Source organism: Ruegeria sp. CDSC021, from assembly GCF_059610845.1.
Genome location: NZ_JBXWOK010000015.1, coordinates 1 through 14,083, shown reverse-complemented (window position 1 = coordinate 14,083; position 14,083 = coordinate 1). Strand labels below are relative to the sequence as shown.

At 58.3% G+C, this 14,083-nt stretch carries 11 protein-coding genes; 7 read left to right on the top strand and 4 right to left on the bottom strand.

Going from position 1 to position 14,083, the window contains the following annotated elements; all coding sequences use genetic code 11:
- Nucleotides 1-141: 141 nt before the first annotated feature.
- Nucleotides 142-1,017, bottom strand: coding sequence for a LysR family transcriptional regulator (locus AC2FGB_RS18005; protein ID WP_271952598.1), 876 nt, complete (start codon nt 1,015-1,017; stop codon nt 142-144).
- A gap of 116 nt (nt 1,018-1,133) precedes the next feature.
- Here AC2FGB_RS18005 and AC2FGB_RS18000 point away from each other — a divergent pair, with 116 nt between their 5' ends.
- Nucleotides 1,134-1,889, top strand: a complete 756-nt coding sequence (locus AC2FGB_RS18000) for a class II aldolase and adducin N-terminal domain-containing protein (protein WP_271952596.1) — start codon at nt 1,134-1,136, stop codon at nt 1,887-1,889.
- Nucleotides 1,890-1,901: 12 nt separating this feature from the next.
- Nucleotides 1,902-2,891 carry a sterol desaturase family protein gene (locus AC2FGB_RS17995; protein WP_271952593.1) on the top strand — a complete coding sequence of 330 codons (990 nt, stop codon included), beginning with the start codon at nt 1,902-1,904 and terminating at the stop codon, nt 2,889-2,891.
- Here AC2FGB_RS17995 and AC2FGB_RS17990 read toward each other — a convergent pair.
- Entirely contained in the window at nt 2,888-3,829 is a 942-nt protein-coding gene (locus AC2FGB_RS17990; RefSeq protein ID WP_496690502.1) for a GlxA family transcriptional regulator, read from the bottom strand. The two genes, AC2FGB_RS17995 and AC2FGB_RS17990, sit on opposite strands and share 4 nt — an antisense overlap.
- Nucleotides 3,830-3,906: 77 nt before the next feature.
- Between AC2FGB_RS17990 and AC2FGB_RS17985 the strand changes: the two genes are divergently transcribed.
- From AC2FGB_RS17985 to AC2FGB_RS17975, 3 genes are read left to right on the top strand one after another with little or no spacing between them, the layout of a single operon-like run.
- The gene (locus tag AC2FGB_RS17985; protein ID WP_496690501.1) at nt 3,907-5,067 is read left to right on the top strand and encodes an acyl-CoA dehydrogenase family protein; all 1,161 of its coding nucleotides are present in this window, start codon (nt 3,907-3,909) and stop codon (nt 5,065-5,067) included.
- On the top strand, nt 5,064-7,082 hold the full coding sequence (locus AC2FGB_RS17980) for an acetate--CoA ligase family protein (protein WP_496694587.1): 2,019 nt from the start codon (nt 5,064-5,066) through the stop codon (nt 7,080-7,082). The genes AC2FGB_RS17985 and AC2FGB_RS17980 overlap by 4 nt, the downstream gene beginning before the upstream one ends.
- On the top strand, nt 7,079-7,858 hold the full coding sequence (locus AC2FGB_RS17975) for a carnitinyl-CoA dehydratase (RefSeq protein WP_281973956.1): 780 nt from the start codon (nt 7,079-7,081) through the stop codon (nt 7,856-7,858). The genes AC2FGB_RS17980 and AC2FGB_RS17975 overlap by 4 nt, the downstream gene beginning before the upstream one ends.
- Before the next feature lie 6 nt (nt 7,859-7,864).
- On the opposite strand, the gene AC2FGB_RS17970 is transcribed toward AC2FGB_RS17975, so the two are convergent.
- Nucleotides 7,865-8,497, bottom strand: a complete 633-nt coding sequence (locus tag AC2FGB_RS17970) for a class I SAM-dependent DNA methyltransferase (RefSeq protein WP_281996129.1) — start codon at nt 8,495-8,497, stop codon at nt 7,865-7,867.
- A gap of 89 nt (nt 8,498-8,586) precedes the next feature.
- Here AC2FGB_RS17970 and AC2FGB_RS17965 point away from each other — a divergent pair, with 89 nt between their 5' ends.
- Nucleotides 8,587-9,432, top strand: a complete 846-nt coding sequence (locus AC2FGB_RS17965; RefSeq protein ID WP_496694588.1) for an SDR family oxidoreductase — start codon at nt 8,587-8,589, stop codon at nt 9,430-9,432.
- A gap of 4 nt (nt 9,433-9,436) precedes the next feature.
- Here the strand turns inward: AC2FGB_RS17965 and AC2FGB_RS17960 are convergent, their stop codons facing one another.
- Entirely contained in the window at nt 9,437-11,056 is a 1,620-nt protein-coding gene (locus tag AC2FGB_RS17960) for a GMC family oxidoreductase (protein WP_496694589.1), read from the bottom strand.
- 428 nt (nt 11,057-11,484) lie between these two features.
- Here AC2FGB_RS17960 and katG point away from each other — a divergent pair, with 428 nt between their 5' ends.
- Nucleotides 11,485-13,686, top strand: coding sequence for a catalase/peroxidase HPI (gene katG, locus AC2FGB_RS17955; protein WP_281973959.1), 2,202 nt, complete (start codon nt 11,485-11,487; stop codon nt 13,684-13,686).
- Nucleotides 13,687-14,083: the final 397 nt, after the last annotated feature.

The window sequence follows — 14,083 nt, the reverse complement described above, 5'->3', positions numbered from 1 at the left end:
CCCAACTTTCCCGAACGCACGGAAAGGTGCAACCCCTGCTCGGCAGTTATCATGATTCCGTCATGCAGCGCGTCAGCGCTGTTGTGCCTAGCTCCGTGAAGGTCCCGTAAGAGCCGCTATGTTAGGCAGGAGAGCCACAGCCTAGCCAGAGAACGTTTTCGCAATCTCGCGCCGGACCCATTCGGCAAAGGCAATCGCTCCAGGTGACTCTTCTGCCTGAGGCGACAGCAACAGGTAATAGGCCTCTGGCACAACTGCGCGATATTCGAATGGTGCAACCAATCGACCTTCATCAATCAAGTCGCGCGCGATTGTGTCATGTGTCAGGCACAAGCCACCCCCGGCCATCGCAACCGACAGGCTGACCAGATAGGTGGTGGAATATGTGATTGGAGGATTTTCCCAAATTAGACCCTGATCTTCGATCCAATTCTGCCAATTCGACAGCAGGTTTGAGCAGTCATACAAAGGGGTTCGCTGTAGTGTATCCAGTGACACCTCATAGCCCGGCGCGCAAACCGGATAATAATGATCGGATCGCAGCAGTTCGGTTCGCACCGTGTCCGAAGGTCTGAGCGAAAATCGAATTTCTACCGCAGCCCCCTCCGCCATTTCCCGGGGCTCCCACAACTCGGTGAATATGTTCAGCTGTACAGACGGGTGTTCGGCCTGAAACATTGGAAGGCGGGGGGCCAGCCAGTTGACCGCAAAAGTGATGTTGCATTGTACCTGCACCGCGTTCTGCTGGGCCCCGGTCACGGCCCGCGTTCCGCGCAGTAATGTGCGAAATGCCTCACGCACGACAGGGAGATAGCTGATCCCGGCCCCGGTCAGTTCAAGTGCGCGGGGACGGCGCAGGAAAAGCGGTTGGCCAAGATAGGCCTCAAGCGACTTGATTTGCTGGCTGACTGCACTTTGTGTCATGTTCAGGTCGCGCGCTGCAGCGGTAAAGGACAGGTGGCGGGCCGCGGCCTCGAAAGTCCGAAGCCAACCCAACGGGGGCAGCTGTTTTTGCATGGGCATAACCTGGCCATTAGTTCAGCTTATGAAATAGGCGCGATTTTTTCGTTGGTCAATTTTTTCTACTGCGGGCACGATTTTCCAATCAAGCAATCCGCTGACAGGAGACGGAAATGAGCGTTGCCAGCTTGCGCCCCAATATTGACCATTGGCCTGAGCGTGTGGATCTGGCGGCCACATTTCGATGGGCTGAACGTCTGAATATGCACGAAGGGGTTGCAAACCATTTTAGCTTGGCGGTGAATCAGGACGGCACGCAATTCTTGATGAACGCCAATCAGATGCATTTTGCACGAGTCAAAGCATCGAACCTGCTTTTTCTGGATGCCAAAGACGCTGATGTCATGACCCAACCCGGCGCACCGGACCCAACTGCCTGGGGCCTGCATGGTTCGATTCACCGGCACTGTCCTCATGCCCGCTGTGTAATGCATGTGCATTCCATCTTTGCCACGGTTCTGGCCTCGTTGGCCGACAGCACATTGCCGCCGATCGATCAGAACACCACTACGTTCTACAACCGTTATGTGGTCGATCACGAATTTGGTGGACTTGCTTTCGAAAGCGAGGGGGAACGTTGCGCGACCATGCTGGCAGACCCAAAAAAGAAAGTCATGATCATGGGTAATCATGGGGTTTTGATTTTGGGCAGTAACCCGGCAGATGCCTTTAATAGACTCTACTATTTCGAACGCGCTGCTGAAACGTATATCCGTGCCTTACAGACGGGCCAACCCCTGCGCGTTTTGTCAGACGAGATTGCGGAAAAGACAGCTCAGGAACTGGAAGAATATCCCGATCAGGCCGAGGCACATTTGCGTGAGATTAAGGCCCTGTTGGATGCCGAAGGCTCAGATTACGCAAGCTGACGAGAGACCGTGATGCCGGACACTGACCAAAATCCCGAGGCCGCCCGCTGGAATTACCACCCCGATGGGCCTGTGGCTTTGAACCCGCTGTTTAACTGGCCGCCCCGCCTGTCTGCAGTGTTGAAATGGTATGGTGGTGCATGGCTTCAGGTCACTGCCCTGACCCTGTGCCTGGGGCTTGCGGTGGTGGCCTATGTGCTGTTTTTCCCGGGTTTAGAGACGATGAAGACCTTCCAGCCCGGCTGGATGTTCCGAATCTGGTTGCTGAACATGGTGCCTCAGATTCTGGTCGCGGGCGGGCTGCATTGGTGGCTGTACATGCGCAAAGGGCAGGGCATGTACAAGAAGTTCGACCGCCGGGATCTGACCCGGGACAACGGGACCTTCACCTTTCGCAATCAGGTCTGGGACAATATCTGGTGGACCCTGGGCAGCGCCATGAGTGTCGCCACGATTTACCAATGGGGGATCTATTGGGCGATGGCAAATGGCTATGTCCCCACGGTCACATGGTCCGCCGCACCGGTCTGGTTTGTGATCTGGATGTCGCTAATCCCCATGTGGTCGGGGCTGCATTTCTATTGGGTGCATCGGCTGGAACATCACCCCAAGCTGTATAAACATGTCCACGCGGTGCATCACCGCAACGTCAATATCGGGCCGTGGTCGGGGATATCAAATCACTGGTTTGAGAACCTGTTGTACTTCACCACCTATTTCATCCACCTGATCGTGCCGTCGCACCCGATACATTTGTTATTCCACGCCTATTTCCAGCAGGTCAGCCCGGTTCTGTCCCATTCCGGGTTCGAAAAGCTGAAAGCCGGGGAGACCGAGGCCGCCCGCGCAGGCGATTTTTTCCACCAGCTGCATCACCGGTATTTCGAGTGCAACTATGGCACCTCAGAGATCCCGTTCGACAAGTGGTTTGGCACCTATCATGACGGCTCAGCCGAGGCGACGACGCGCACGCGGGCTTATAAAAAGCAGATGTATACTTAGCCGACCCGTAGGGCACGGGGGGTGATCCCGAATTCGGCTCGGAAGGCGCGGGTCAGGGCGCTGGGATCATCGTATCCGGCCCGCAGGGCGATCTCGCTGACAGTCAGGTCGGTTTCTGCCACCAGCTTCCGCGCTAAATTCAGGCGCAAGCGGCGATAGACCTGGGCCGGACCCGCACCCAGTTCGGATTGCATCCTTGTGGACAATGCCTTGTGCGAGCGTCCGACCTGTCGGGCGATATCCGTAATGGGCAGCGGAGTTTCAAGATTCTCCTGCATCAGCGCCAGAGCCTTGTTTACATAGCCGGTAGTCGCCCCAGCCCCTCCGGAATGCGACCGAGCGGAATCACGGGTCATGAACAACTGCGCGACTTCCAGTGCCAGTGCCTGCCCGTGGTCATGACCGATCAGATGCAACACAAGATCGAAAGCTGCCATGGCGCCGGAACAGGTAATGCGATTCCGGTCTAAGACATACCGCTCGCGCCGGGCGTCGATCTCGGGGAACCGCTCGGTAAAGCCGGTCAGCTCTTCCCAATGGATGGTGGCGCGATACCCGTCCAGCAGTCCGGCCAGCGCCAGCAGCCAGCTTCCGGTGTCCAGCCCAGCCAGAACGTCATAGCGATTTGCGGCGGATCGCAATCCGGTCAGCGTCGGCCAGCCGCCATGCGCGCGAAACCCATATGATGGCATCACCATCAATGTACCGCCGCGGGCAGATTGCAGTCTTGCGTGCGGCGTAACCTGCAACCCCGAGGATGATGTGACCGGCCCTTCTGTCAGCGACAGGAATTCCCAGTCATACAGTTTTCTTCCAGCCAGCGAATTGGCCGCGCGCAGGGGTTCGACCGTGTTGGCAAGGCAATGGTTTGAAAACCCATCAAAAAGCAGAACCCCGAATTGCTGCATCGCGGCAGGCGATTTTGTCCATCTTCGCATGGTTAACGTCTATTTCTGCACGATGAACTTTGCAACCCGGGCCACGATATCGCAAGCCCCAGATGTGGAGACCGCAGATGCAATATGGCCTGACCGACGAGCAAGAGATGATCGCCGCGACTGTTCGCAGTTTCGTCGAGAAAGAGATCTATCCACATGAAGAGCTGGTTGAACGTACCGGCGAGGTTCCGCAGGAAATAGCGGATGAGATCAAGCGCAAGACAATTGAATTGGGTTTCTATGCCTGCAATTTTCCCGAAAGCGTCGGATGTGCCGGGCTGAACCATCGGGAATTTGCACTGGTCGAGCGCGAACTGGGCCGGGGATCGATGGCCTTGAACCACTTCTTTGGCCGTCCGCAAAACATCCTGATGGCCTGCGAGGGCGAGCAAGTCGAACGCTATCTGATGCCCGCAGTTCGGGGCGAAAGGATGGATGCACTGGCGATGACCGAACCAGGTGCAGGTTCGGATGTGCGTGGTATGAAATGTGCCGCAGTTCGAGACGGCGGAGATTGGGTCGTCAACGGGACCAAACATTTCATCTCGGGCGCGGAGCATGCCGATTTCATCATCGTTTTCATCGCGACGGGTGAAGATCAGACGCCAAAAGGTCCAAAGAAACGGATCACAGCCTTTCTTGTGGATCGCGGCACGCCGGGATTCACCATCCGGGACGGGTATAAATCGGTCAGCCACCGGGGCTATAAGAACATGGTCCTGGATTTTGACGATTGTCGCCTGCCCGACAGTCAGGTGTTGGGCGAGGTCGATGGCGGGTTCGAGGTGATGAATACCTGGCTATATGCCACCCGCATCACCGTGGCGACCATGTCGGTCGGACGCGCACGTCGCGCCTTTGACTATGCGCTGGACTATGCAGCCACGCGTGAACAATTCGGTCAGAAAATCGGCAAGTTCCAGGGCGTGTCATTCCAGATCGCCGATATGATCACCGAAATCGATGCCGCTGACCTGTTGACGCTGGCAGCGGCCGACCGGCTGGACAAAGGGCTGCCTGCAAACCGCGAGATTGCCTCGGCCAAGCTCTATGCGTCCGAAATGCTGGCACGGGTGACTGACGCCGCGATTCAGGTGCATGGTGGCATGGGGCTGATGGACGATTACCCGCTGGAACGGTTCTGGCGCGATGCGCGCGTCGAACGCATCTGGGACGGTACTAGCGAGATTCAGCGTCACATCATCAGTCGTGAGCTGTTGCGGGCACTTGGCGCATGACAACGGCGCTGGCACGGGCGTTGAACCCCAGCTCCATTGCCGTGATCGGTGGTGGGGCTTGGTGCGCGTCAGTCATTCAACAGGCGCGCAAGTTCGGGTTTCAGGGCGATATCTGGCCGGTCCATCCCAAAGCCGCCGAGGTCGCCGGAGAGAGGGTGTTTGCACGGCTCGAAGATCTGCCCTCGGCCCCGGATGTGGCCTTTGTGGGCATCAATCGTCATGCAACAATCGAGGCGGTTCAGGCGCTGGCAGCGATCGGGGCAGGGGGCGCGGTTTGTTTCGCGTCGGGGTTCACCGAGGCGCGAGCCGAGGATGATCTGGGCGCCGATCTGCAGGACCAGTTGATTGCGGCCGCCGGCGAAATGCCTGTTCTGGGTCCCAACTGCTATGGTTTCGTCAACGGGCTGGATCAAGTCGCAGTCTGGCCGGATCAGCATGGGATGCAACCGGTGGAACGAGGCGTAGCGATCCTGACGCAAAGTTCGAATATTGCAATCAACATGACCATGCAACGCCGGGCCCTGCCCCTGGCGTTCATGCTGACCTGCGGGAATCAGGCGCAGACACATCAGGCTGACGTTGCCTCAACACTTCTGGACGACGACCGGATCACTGCTATCGGTGTTCATATCGAAGGGTTTGGCGATCTGCGAAAATGGGAGGCTTTGGCCGACAAGGCACGCAGACGGGGCGTATCGGTCGTTGCTTTGAAAATGGGCCGCTCGTCCCATGCGCAGGCGGCAACGATATCCCATACGGCGTCTTTGGCAGGTGGTGATGCGGGCGCGCAGGCTTTTTTGGACCGGTTGGGAATCGCACGGTTGGACGACATTCCCAGCTTTTTGGAATGTCTCAAGCTGTTGCATGTTACGGGGCGATTGCGCGGCAGCGGGTTGGGTACCATCAGCTGCTCGGGCGGCGAGGCCAGCCTAGCCGCAGATATGTCCGAGGGACGCGATCTGCATTTCCCGCCATTGACCAAGGTACAGCAAGCTGACCTGCGCGCAGCTTTGGGGCCCATGGTGGCGTTGGCGAACCCGCTGGACTACCACACCTATATATGGCGCGATACCGAAGCGATGACCCGCGCGTGGTCGGCGATGACCGGGCCGGAACAGGCCATTACCATTGCGATTGTCGACTATCCTCACACCGACGCATCGGATTGGGAATGTGCCACCCAAGCGGCGTTGAACTGCGCCGCCCAAACCGGGCGACCTTTTGCCGTTGCCGCGACCCTACCAGAACTTTTGCAAGAGGAAGTGGCGCAGCGCCTGCTGGACGGCGGTGTGGTGCCCTTTGCCGGTCTGCATGAAGCCTTGGCTGCGGTTGAGGCCGCCGCGCGGCCCGTTGCGGCACCGGCTGATCCGGTACTGTTGCCCTCGCAGGCTGAGGCAGACCATGTCTTGACCGAAGCAGAGGCCAAACGGGCGCTGGCAGATCATGGTCTGCGGATTCCTCGATCCGTAGTGACGCGTCCGGACAAGGCTGCGCATGCTGCATCGAATCTGACCGCTCCATTCGCGGTCAAGGGCGTCGGGCTTGCGCATAAATCCGAACACGGTGCGGTGCGCCTTGGCGTCGGCTTGGACGATCTGAGCGCGGTTGCGACCGAGCTTGGAACCGACGAAGTTCTGATCGAAGAGATGGCCCAAGGCGGTGTTGCCGAGTTATTGATCGGCGTCACCCGTGATCCGGCCCATGGCTATGTTCTGACGCTAGGGGCTGGAGGCGTGCTGACCGAAATTCTGCGCGACAGTGTTTCAGTGCTGATCCCGTCATCCCGGGACGTGGTCCGTCAGGCGCTGGGCAAGCTGAACTGTGCGCCGTTGCTTGCGGGGTATCGCGGTAAACCGGCGGCGGATACAGAGGCGATCCTGAATGCAGCCGAGGCTGTGCAAGCCTATGTTATTGCCAATGCAGCCCATGTCAGCGAAGTTGAAATCAATCCACTCATCTGCAATCCCGATGGCGCTGTGGCCGTGGATGCTCTGATCCGAAAGGCACGTATATGAACCCGGTTAAAACCAAGCGCGATGGCGCGATTCTGCAGGTCACTCTGGACCGACCCAAGGCAAATGCCATTGATCTGGCCACCAGCCGGATCATGGGTGAAGTGTTCCGCGAATTCCGCGATGATCCTGAGTTGCGCGTGGCCATCCTGACCGGTGGTGGCGAAAAGTTCTTTTGCCCGGGGTGGGACCTGAAGGCCGCCGCGGACGGAGACGCCGTGGACGGAGATTATGGAGTCGGCGGTTTTGGCGGGCTGCAGGAATTACGGGATATGAACAAGCCTGTCATCGCCGCGGTGAACGGGATTGCCTGTGGTGGCGGGCTGGAACTGGCGCTGAGTGCGGATATGATCATCGCTGCAGAGCATGCCAGCTTTGCCCTGCCCGAAATCCGGTCGGGCACCGTGGCCGATGCGGCCAGTGTAAAGCTGCCAAAACGCATCCCCTACCATATCGCGATGGAACTGCTGCTGACTGGCCGCTGGTTCGATCCGGTTGAGGCAAAAGGGTGGGGCCTGATCAACGAGATCGTCCCAGGTGATCAGCTTTTAGACCGGGCATGGGAACTGGCCCGTTTACTGGCCAGCGGCCCCCCGCTGGTTTACGCGGCGATCAAAGAGATCGTGCGCGACGCCGAAGATTCCAAGTTTCAGGATGCCATGAACCGGATCACCGGGCGGCAGTTGCCGACGGTGGACATTCTATATGGTTCTGAAGACAACCTCGAAGGCGCGCGCGCCTTTGCCGAGAAACGCGACCCGGTCTGGAAAGGGCGCTGAGCGGGTTCAGATCTTCTCGAACATTGCGATAAGGGCGGTATCGTCCCGGTTGGGCCCGGCAGCCAGGTCGCCGTAGATTCGAACTTCGGGCAGGGACAGGTTTTGTATCTGCCCATGGGCAAGCTGGTGCAGTGCGTCAGCAAATCCCAGAGATTCGTAGTGTTTCGCGTTAATCGACAGAGCGAATTGCGCGCCTGTCCGGGCCACGTTCAACAGCGCGGGCAGGGCCTCGGGGCCGAGATGGCCATGGGTAAATGTGCCCGAGGACACAATGCCCGAATAGCTGTCGCGCGGCACCGGGATGCCCTGGTTCAGGTCAGCCTCAATCGCGTCGCGGTAGATGTCTTTGCGCAGGGCCTGATCCAGCATCTCGGCGCTGATATCGGTGGCGTCGATTGGGCCAACGCCCAACCCGGCCAGTACCGCACCGCAAAGCCCGGTGCCTGCACCGACATCCAAAACCGGACCCTGTCCCCCGGCGCTGACAAAGGCGCGGGCGGTGTGGATATGCAACTGATAGTCCTCGCGCGCCGCAAAACCGTCATCATAGTCGCCAGCCCATTCGGCATAAAGCCGTTTGTGGTCCTCGGGGCTGTCTAGCGCATAAGCTGCATGCAGGTCGGGCGATTTTGTACGCATGACTCATGAAAGGCGTATGTGGGGATTCGAATCAAGTATCCAGTGGCGGGTGCTTGCATCTTGGACCATTGGCGATCATCAAGAAGGATATGGTTAAGACACTCTTTTCATTCGGTCACGGATATTCGGCGCAGGCCCTGTCGCGGCATCTTGAACCGGCGGGTTGGCGCGTATTCGGAACTACGCGCGATCCGGCGCAATCGGGTGCGGTCCGCGCATCCGGTGCCGAACCGGTGATCTGGCCCGGTCAGACGGTTGATTTGGACGGGGTAACACATCTGTTGATTTCGACCGCGCCGAATGCGGGCGGAGATCCGGTGCTGGCGGCGCTTGGCGACGAAATCGCTGAACGCGCAGGTCAGTTCGATTGGGTCGGATACCTTTCCACAACCGCAGTCTATGGGGACCACAAAGGCGGTTGGGTGGACGAGGCGACCCTTCCTTCACCAATGGCCGAGCGCGGCAGGTGGCGCGTCCGGGCCGAGACACAATGGCAAGACATTCCGGGCCTGCCCGTCCACATCTTTCGCCTTGCCGGGATATATGGCCCCGGGCGCGGCCCATTTTCCAAACTTAAACGGGTGGGAATGCGCCGCATAATCAAACCGGGGCAGGTGTTCTCGCGCATCCATGTGGCGGACATCGCGCAGGTGCTTGCGGCGTCGATGGCATCGCCGAACCCAGGTGCGATTTACAATGTCTGTGACGATGAGCCGGTGCCGCCACAGGATGTCATCGCCTATGCGGCTGAACTGCAAGGCCTGCCTCTGCCCGCTGCGGTTCCGTTCGACCAGGCCGATATGTCCCCGATGGCCCGAAGTTTCTATAATGAAAACAAGCGGGTCAGGAATGACCGGATCAAGGATGAACTGGGTATCCGGCTTTTGTATCCGGATTACCGCGCTGGACTGCAGGCCCTGATGAAGGACGGCTGAGCCCTTATCGGGCGGTGGCTTTGATCAGGTCCGCGGCTTTCTCGGCGATCATGATGGTTGGGGCGTTGGTGTTTCCCGAAACCAGAGTAGGCATGACCGATGCATCGACCACGCGCAGCCCCTCGATCCCGCGCACACGCAGTTCGGGGTCAACCACGGCCATCGCATCCACACCCATTTTGCAGGTTCCGACCGGGTGATAGATCGTATCTGCGCGAGCGCGAATATGGTGCTCCCAATCCGCATCGGTTTGAGCGTCATCTATGCCGTACATCGCTTTGTGCCGGAATCTACTGAAGGCCGGCGCGTGCAGAATGTCTTTGGTTATACGCGCGCCCTTGATCAGCGTGTCCAGATCGCGGTCATCGGACAGGTAAGCCGGATCAATGGCCGGAGCGGCAAAGGGATCGGCGCTGTGCAGCCCGACCGTGCCACGGCTTTCGGGGCGCAATTTGCACACATGGCAGCCGAACCCATAGCCATAATGCAGCTTCCTTGCATGATCATCGGCCAAGGAAATGACAAAGTGCAGCTGGATGTCGGGGCGATCCAAAGCCGGGGAGGTTTTCAGAAACGCGGCGCCCTCGGCAAATGGCGTGGCCGCCATCGACTTACCGGTCTTACGCCAGCGCCAAATATGCCCTGCCAAATTCAATGCGGCAGCGACACCGATGCCGAATGTGTTGGTGTCCCGGGTTTTATAGAGCAGCGTGAAATCCAGATGGTCCTGCAGGTTCTTGCCAACGCCCGGCAGGTCGTGCCGCACCTCGATCCCATGTTTGACCAGATCATCAGCGGCACCAATCCCGGATAGCTGCAACAACTGCGGAGTTTGAAGTGCACCGGCGCAAACCAGAACCTCGCGCCTGGCGGAGACAGTGATATCCGCACCTTTGGCCTTTTTCCTGTACACCACGCCGGTGGCCCGCTTTCCTTCAAAGGTCAGCTTTTTGGCATGGGCGTCGGTAATGACCGTCAGGTTCGGGCGGTCCATGACCGGAAAGACATAGGCCGCCGCTGCCGAGCATCGCTCGCCATTCTTCGACGGGTCGTGAAACTGTGTGACCTGATACAGACCAACGCCCTCGTTATCGCCCCGGTTGAAGTCCTGGCTTCGGCGGTGCTGCATCTGTTCGGCGGCCTCGATAAAGGCAAGCGTGATCGGGCGCGGCTGTTTCTGGTTTGACACGTGCAGAGGGCCGCTGTCGCCGTGATGGTCGTCGGCACCATCTTCGTTATGTTCGGACATCTTGAAATAGGGAAGGACGCTGTCCCAGTCCCAACCGGCACAGCCCAGTTCAGCCCAGCCATCATAGTCCTGACGCTGACCCCGGACGTACAACATTGCGTTAATCGCGCTGGACCCGCCCACCGTTTTGCCGCGCGGCTGATATCCTTTGCGGCCGTTCAGCCCCGGTTGGGCCACGGTTTCAAATGCCCAGTTGTTGATTTTCGGTCGCCCCGGCAGCGAGGCCACTGTTGCCGCGGGCAATCTGGTAAGCATGCCGTTGCCGCCGTTTCCGGCTTCAAGAAGGCAGACACGTATTCCGGGATCTTCGCTCAGACGACCGGCAAGAACCGAACCGGCGGATCCTGCGCCGACAATTACATAATCAAATTGCATTCAGACTCCAAAAATTTTCGGAACCGGCAGTCAAATACGCCGGTCAATCTGTATTAGGCGCGGATCCGAACAAAAGAACCCGCGCTCGTGTCGTTCATAAAGACAGTGGTCGCATACGGATGAAAAACAAGGGCTGTGGTCTATATGTGACCCAAGGTTATTCAGGGATTTGAAAATTGCTCCGATTGCGCGGGATCCGGGGATGTTCTCTTCATAATTATTTCCTATGGTTTTCATCATTAAACAAAACTTTTATGCATGAATGCAATTTGCTATTTCTGACTAGGTCAGGACTTCAGGAATACCGATACCCTTGCCAGATGCTCAGCGTATTTGGATGGGGAAGACGTGTCTTGAATCTGTGTTCTTGATTACCACGAATTTCACTGCGCAAGATCGCCGGATATTAGCTAGGATTGGAGACCGATATGGACGGAAGTGATAACCCCAAAGCAGGCGGATGCCCTGTGATGCACGGCGCTGGAACCCGTTCCAACCGGGATTGGTGGCCGAACCAGCTAAACCTGTCGATCCTGCACCAGCACGGAGCAGCTTCGAATCCTCTGGGTTCGGATTTCGACTATGCTGAAGAGTTCAAAAAGCTGGATATGAAGGCGCTGAAAGAAGACCTATATGCGCTGATGACCGATTCACAGGAGTGGTGGCCGGCGGATTATGGCCATTATGGTGGTCTGTTCATTCGGATGGCCTGGCATAGTGCAGGCACCTACCGGACGGCAGATGGCCGTGGCGGGGCCTCGACCGGGAACCAGCGTTTTGCGCCGCTCAACAGTTGGCCGGACAACGGTAACCTCGACAAGGCGCGTCGTCTGCTGTGGCCGATCAAGCAAAAATACGGAAACCAGATTTCCTGGGCTGACCTGATGATCCTGGCAGGTAACTGTGCCATCGAATCCATGGGTGGCAAAACCTTTGGTTTTGCCGGCGGCCGTGCCGATATCTGGGCCCCCGAAGAAGACATCTATTGGGGAACCGAGACAGAATGGCTGGCCCCGACCGACAATCCGCAGAGCCGGTATTCCGGTGAGCGCGATCTGGAAAACCCTCTGGCCGCAGTGCAGATGGGCCTGATCTATGTAAACCCTGAAGGTCCGGACGGAGAGCCCAACGTTCTGGCTTCGGGTCGTGACATCCGCGACACCTTTGGCCGGATGGCGATGAATGACGAGGAAACCGTTGCTCTGGTTGCTGGTGGTCACACCTTCGGCAAGGCGCATGGCGCGGGCGATCCCGATCTGGTCGGCCCCGAACCCGAAGCCGCCCCGATCGAAGAGATGGGCTTTGGTTGGATCAACAAGTTTGGGTCCGGCAAGGGTGACGATACCACGACATCAGGGATCGAAGGCGCCTGGACCGCAAATCCGATCCAATGGGATAACGGCTATTTCGACCTGCTGTTCGGATATGACTGGAACCTGACCAAAAGCCCCTCGGGCGCGTGGATTTGGGAACCGGTGAATGTCAAAGAAGAAGACATGGCCCCGGCGGCGCATGACGCGTCGAAGAAGGTCAAAACCATGATGACCACCGCCGACATGGCGATGCGCATGGACCCGATCTATGGTCCGATCTCAAAGCGTTTTCACGAGAACCCGGAAGAATTCGCTGACGCTTTCGCCCGTGCATGGTTCAAACTGACCCACCGCGACATGGGCCCGCGTTCGAATTACATCGGCGAGGAATCTCCGGCCGAGGAACTGCTGTGGCAAGACAATGTCCCCGCCGTGGATCACGAGCTGATCGGTGACGCGGATGTGGCCGAGCTGAAGGCTAAGATCGCGGCCACTGGCCTCTCGGTGTCCGAGCTGGTTTCGACCGCATGGGCTTCGGCCTCGACCTTCCGCGGCTCGGACAAGCGCGGCGGTGCCAATGGCGCACGTATCCGTCTTGCTCCGCAGAAAGACTGGGACGCGAACGAACCGATGAAGCTGGCCAAGGCACTGACCGCGCTTGAGGGCGTTCAGGCGGTGTTCAACGGCGCACAATCCGGGGGCAAGAAAGTGTCTCTGGCCGACGTGATCGTTCTGGCCGGTAATGTGGGTGTCGAACAGGCCGCCAAGGCCGGCGGTCAGGAGGTTGAGGTTCCGTTCACCCCGGGCCGTACCGATGCGACGCAAGATCAAACCGATGTGGACAGCTTTGCCGTGCTCGAGCCCGAGGCCGACGGCTTCCGCAACTATCAGAAGACGGATTATTCGGTTTCGCCCGAAGAGCTTCTGGTCGACAAAGCCCAGCTGCTGACGCTGTCGGCGCCTGAAATGACCGCGCTGGTTGGCGGTCTGCGCGTGATCGGCGCCAATTTTGGTGACACCAAGCATGGTGTGTTGACCGACCGCGTCGGCACGCTCAGCACCGACTTCTTCACCAACCTGCTGGACATGGGCACCGAATGGAAACCCGCGGGCAAAGGCGTCTATGAAGGTCGGGACCGCGCCAGCGGTGAGGTCAAGTGGACCGGTACCCGCATCGATCTGGTCTTCGGCTCCAACTCGCAGCTGCGGGCTCTGGTCGAGGTCTACGGTCAGGCAGGCGCAGAAGGCAAATTTGTCTGCGACTTCGTCTCGGCCTGGAACAAGGTCATGAATGCAGACAGGTTCGATCTGAAGTAAGCCTGTGACCTTCGCAGAATTTGCGCCGTCCGAGGAGACTCGGGCGGCGTTTCCTTGCCCCGGTTCCGGGCGCATACCCAGCAATGGGTACGATTCCGCCCAGGGGCTGTTCTTTCCGTTGTTACATGCGGTCCGTTACCGACTCGGAAGAGAGAATTATTAAGCTAACATTTTGTTTTTATTAACATAGAGAAGTTTCTGTTAAGAAATGCAAAGTTTTTTCAGATTGGGGGTTGCAGGTCCCAGACCTAATCCGTAAATACCCCTTCACCGGCGCTGCTGAGGCGCTTGTGACACACTGGAGAGACGGTGGGACGGGTTGGAGAGACGGCCGGACGCATCGGAGAGACGGTGGGCATCTTAGGGAATGATTTAGGCGGGCGCGCTGATGTTATTG

Bases quoted from the DNA above. Each gene is read 5' to 3' on its own strand.
- AC2FGB_RS18005 (WP_271952598.1), bottom strand. From the start codon at position 1,017: ATGCAAAAACAGCTGCCCCCGTTGGGTTGGCTTCGGACTTTCGAGGCC.
- AC2FGB_RS18000 (WP_271952596.1), top strand. From the start codon at position 1,134: ATGAGCGTTGCCAGCTTGCGCCCCAATATTGACCATTGGCCTGAGCGT.
- AC2FGB_RS17995 (WP_271952593.1), top strand. From the start codon at position 1,902: ATGCCGGACACTGACCAAAATCCCGAGGCCGCCCGCTGGAATTACCAC.
- AC2FGB_RS17990 (WP_496690502.1), bottom strand. From the start codon at position 3,829: ATGCGAAGATGGACAAAATCGCCTGCCGCGATGCAGCAATTCGGGGTT.
- AC2FGB_RS17985 (WP_496690501.1), top strand. From the start codon at position 3,907: ATGCAATATGGCCTGACCGACGAGCAAGAGATGATCGCCGCGACTGTT.
- AC2FGB_RS17980 (WP_496694587.1), top strand. From the start codon at position 5,064: ATGACAACGGCGCTGGCACGGGCGTTGAACCCCAGCTCCATTGCCGTG.
- AC2FGB_RS17975 (WP_281973956.1), top strand. From the start codon at position 7,079: ATGAACCCGGTTAAAACCAAGCGCGATGGCGCGATTCTGCAGGTCACT.
- AC2FGB_RS17970 (WP_281996129.1), bottom strand. From the start codon at position 8,497: ATGCGTACAAAATCGCCCGACCTGCATGCAGCTTATGCGCTAGACAGC.
- AC2FGB_RS17965 (WP_496694588.1), top strand. From the start codon at position 8,587: ATGGTTAAGACACTCTTTTCATTCGGTCACGGATATTCGGCGCAGGCC.
- AC2FGB_RS17960 (WP_496694589.1), bottom strand. From the start codon at position 11,056: ATGCAATTTGATTATGTAATTGTCGGCGCAGGATCCGCCGGTTCGGTT.
- katG (WP_281973959.1), top strand. From the start codon at position 11,485: ATGGACGGAAGTGATAACCCCAAAGCAGGCGGATGCCCTGTGATGCAC.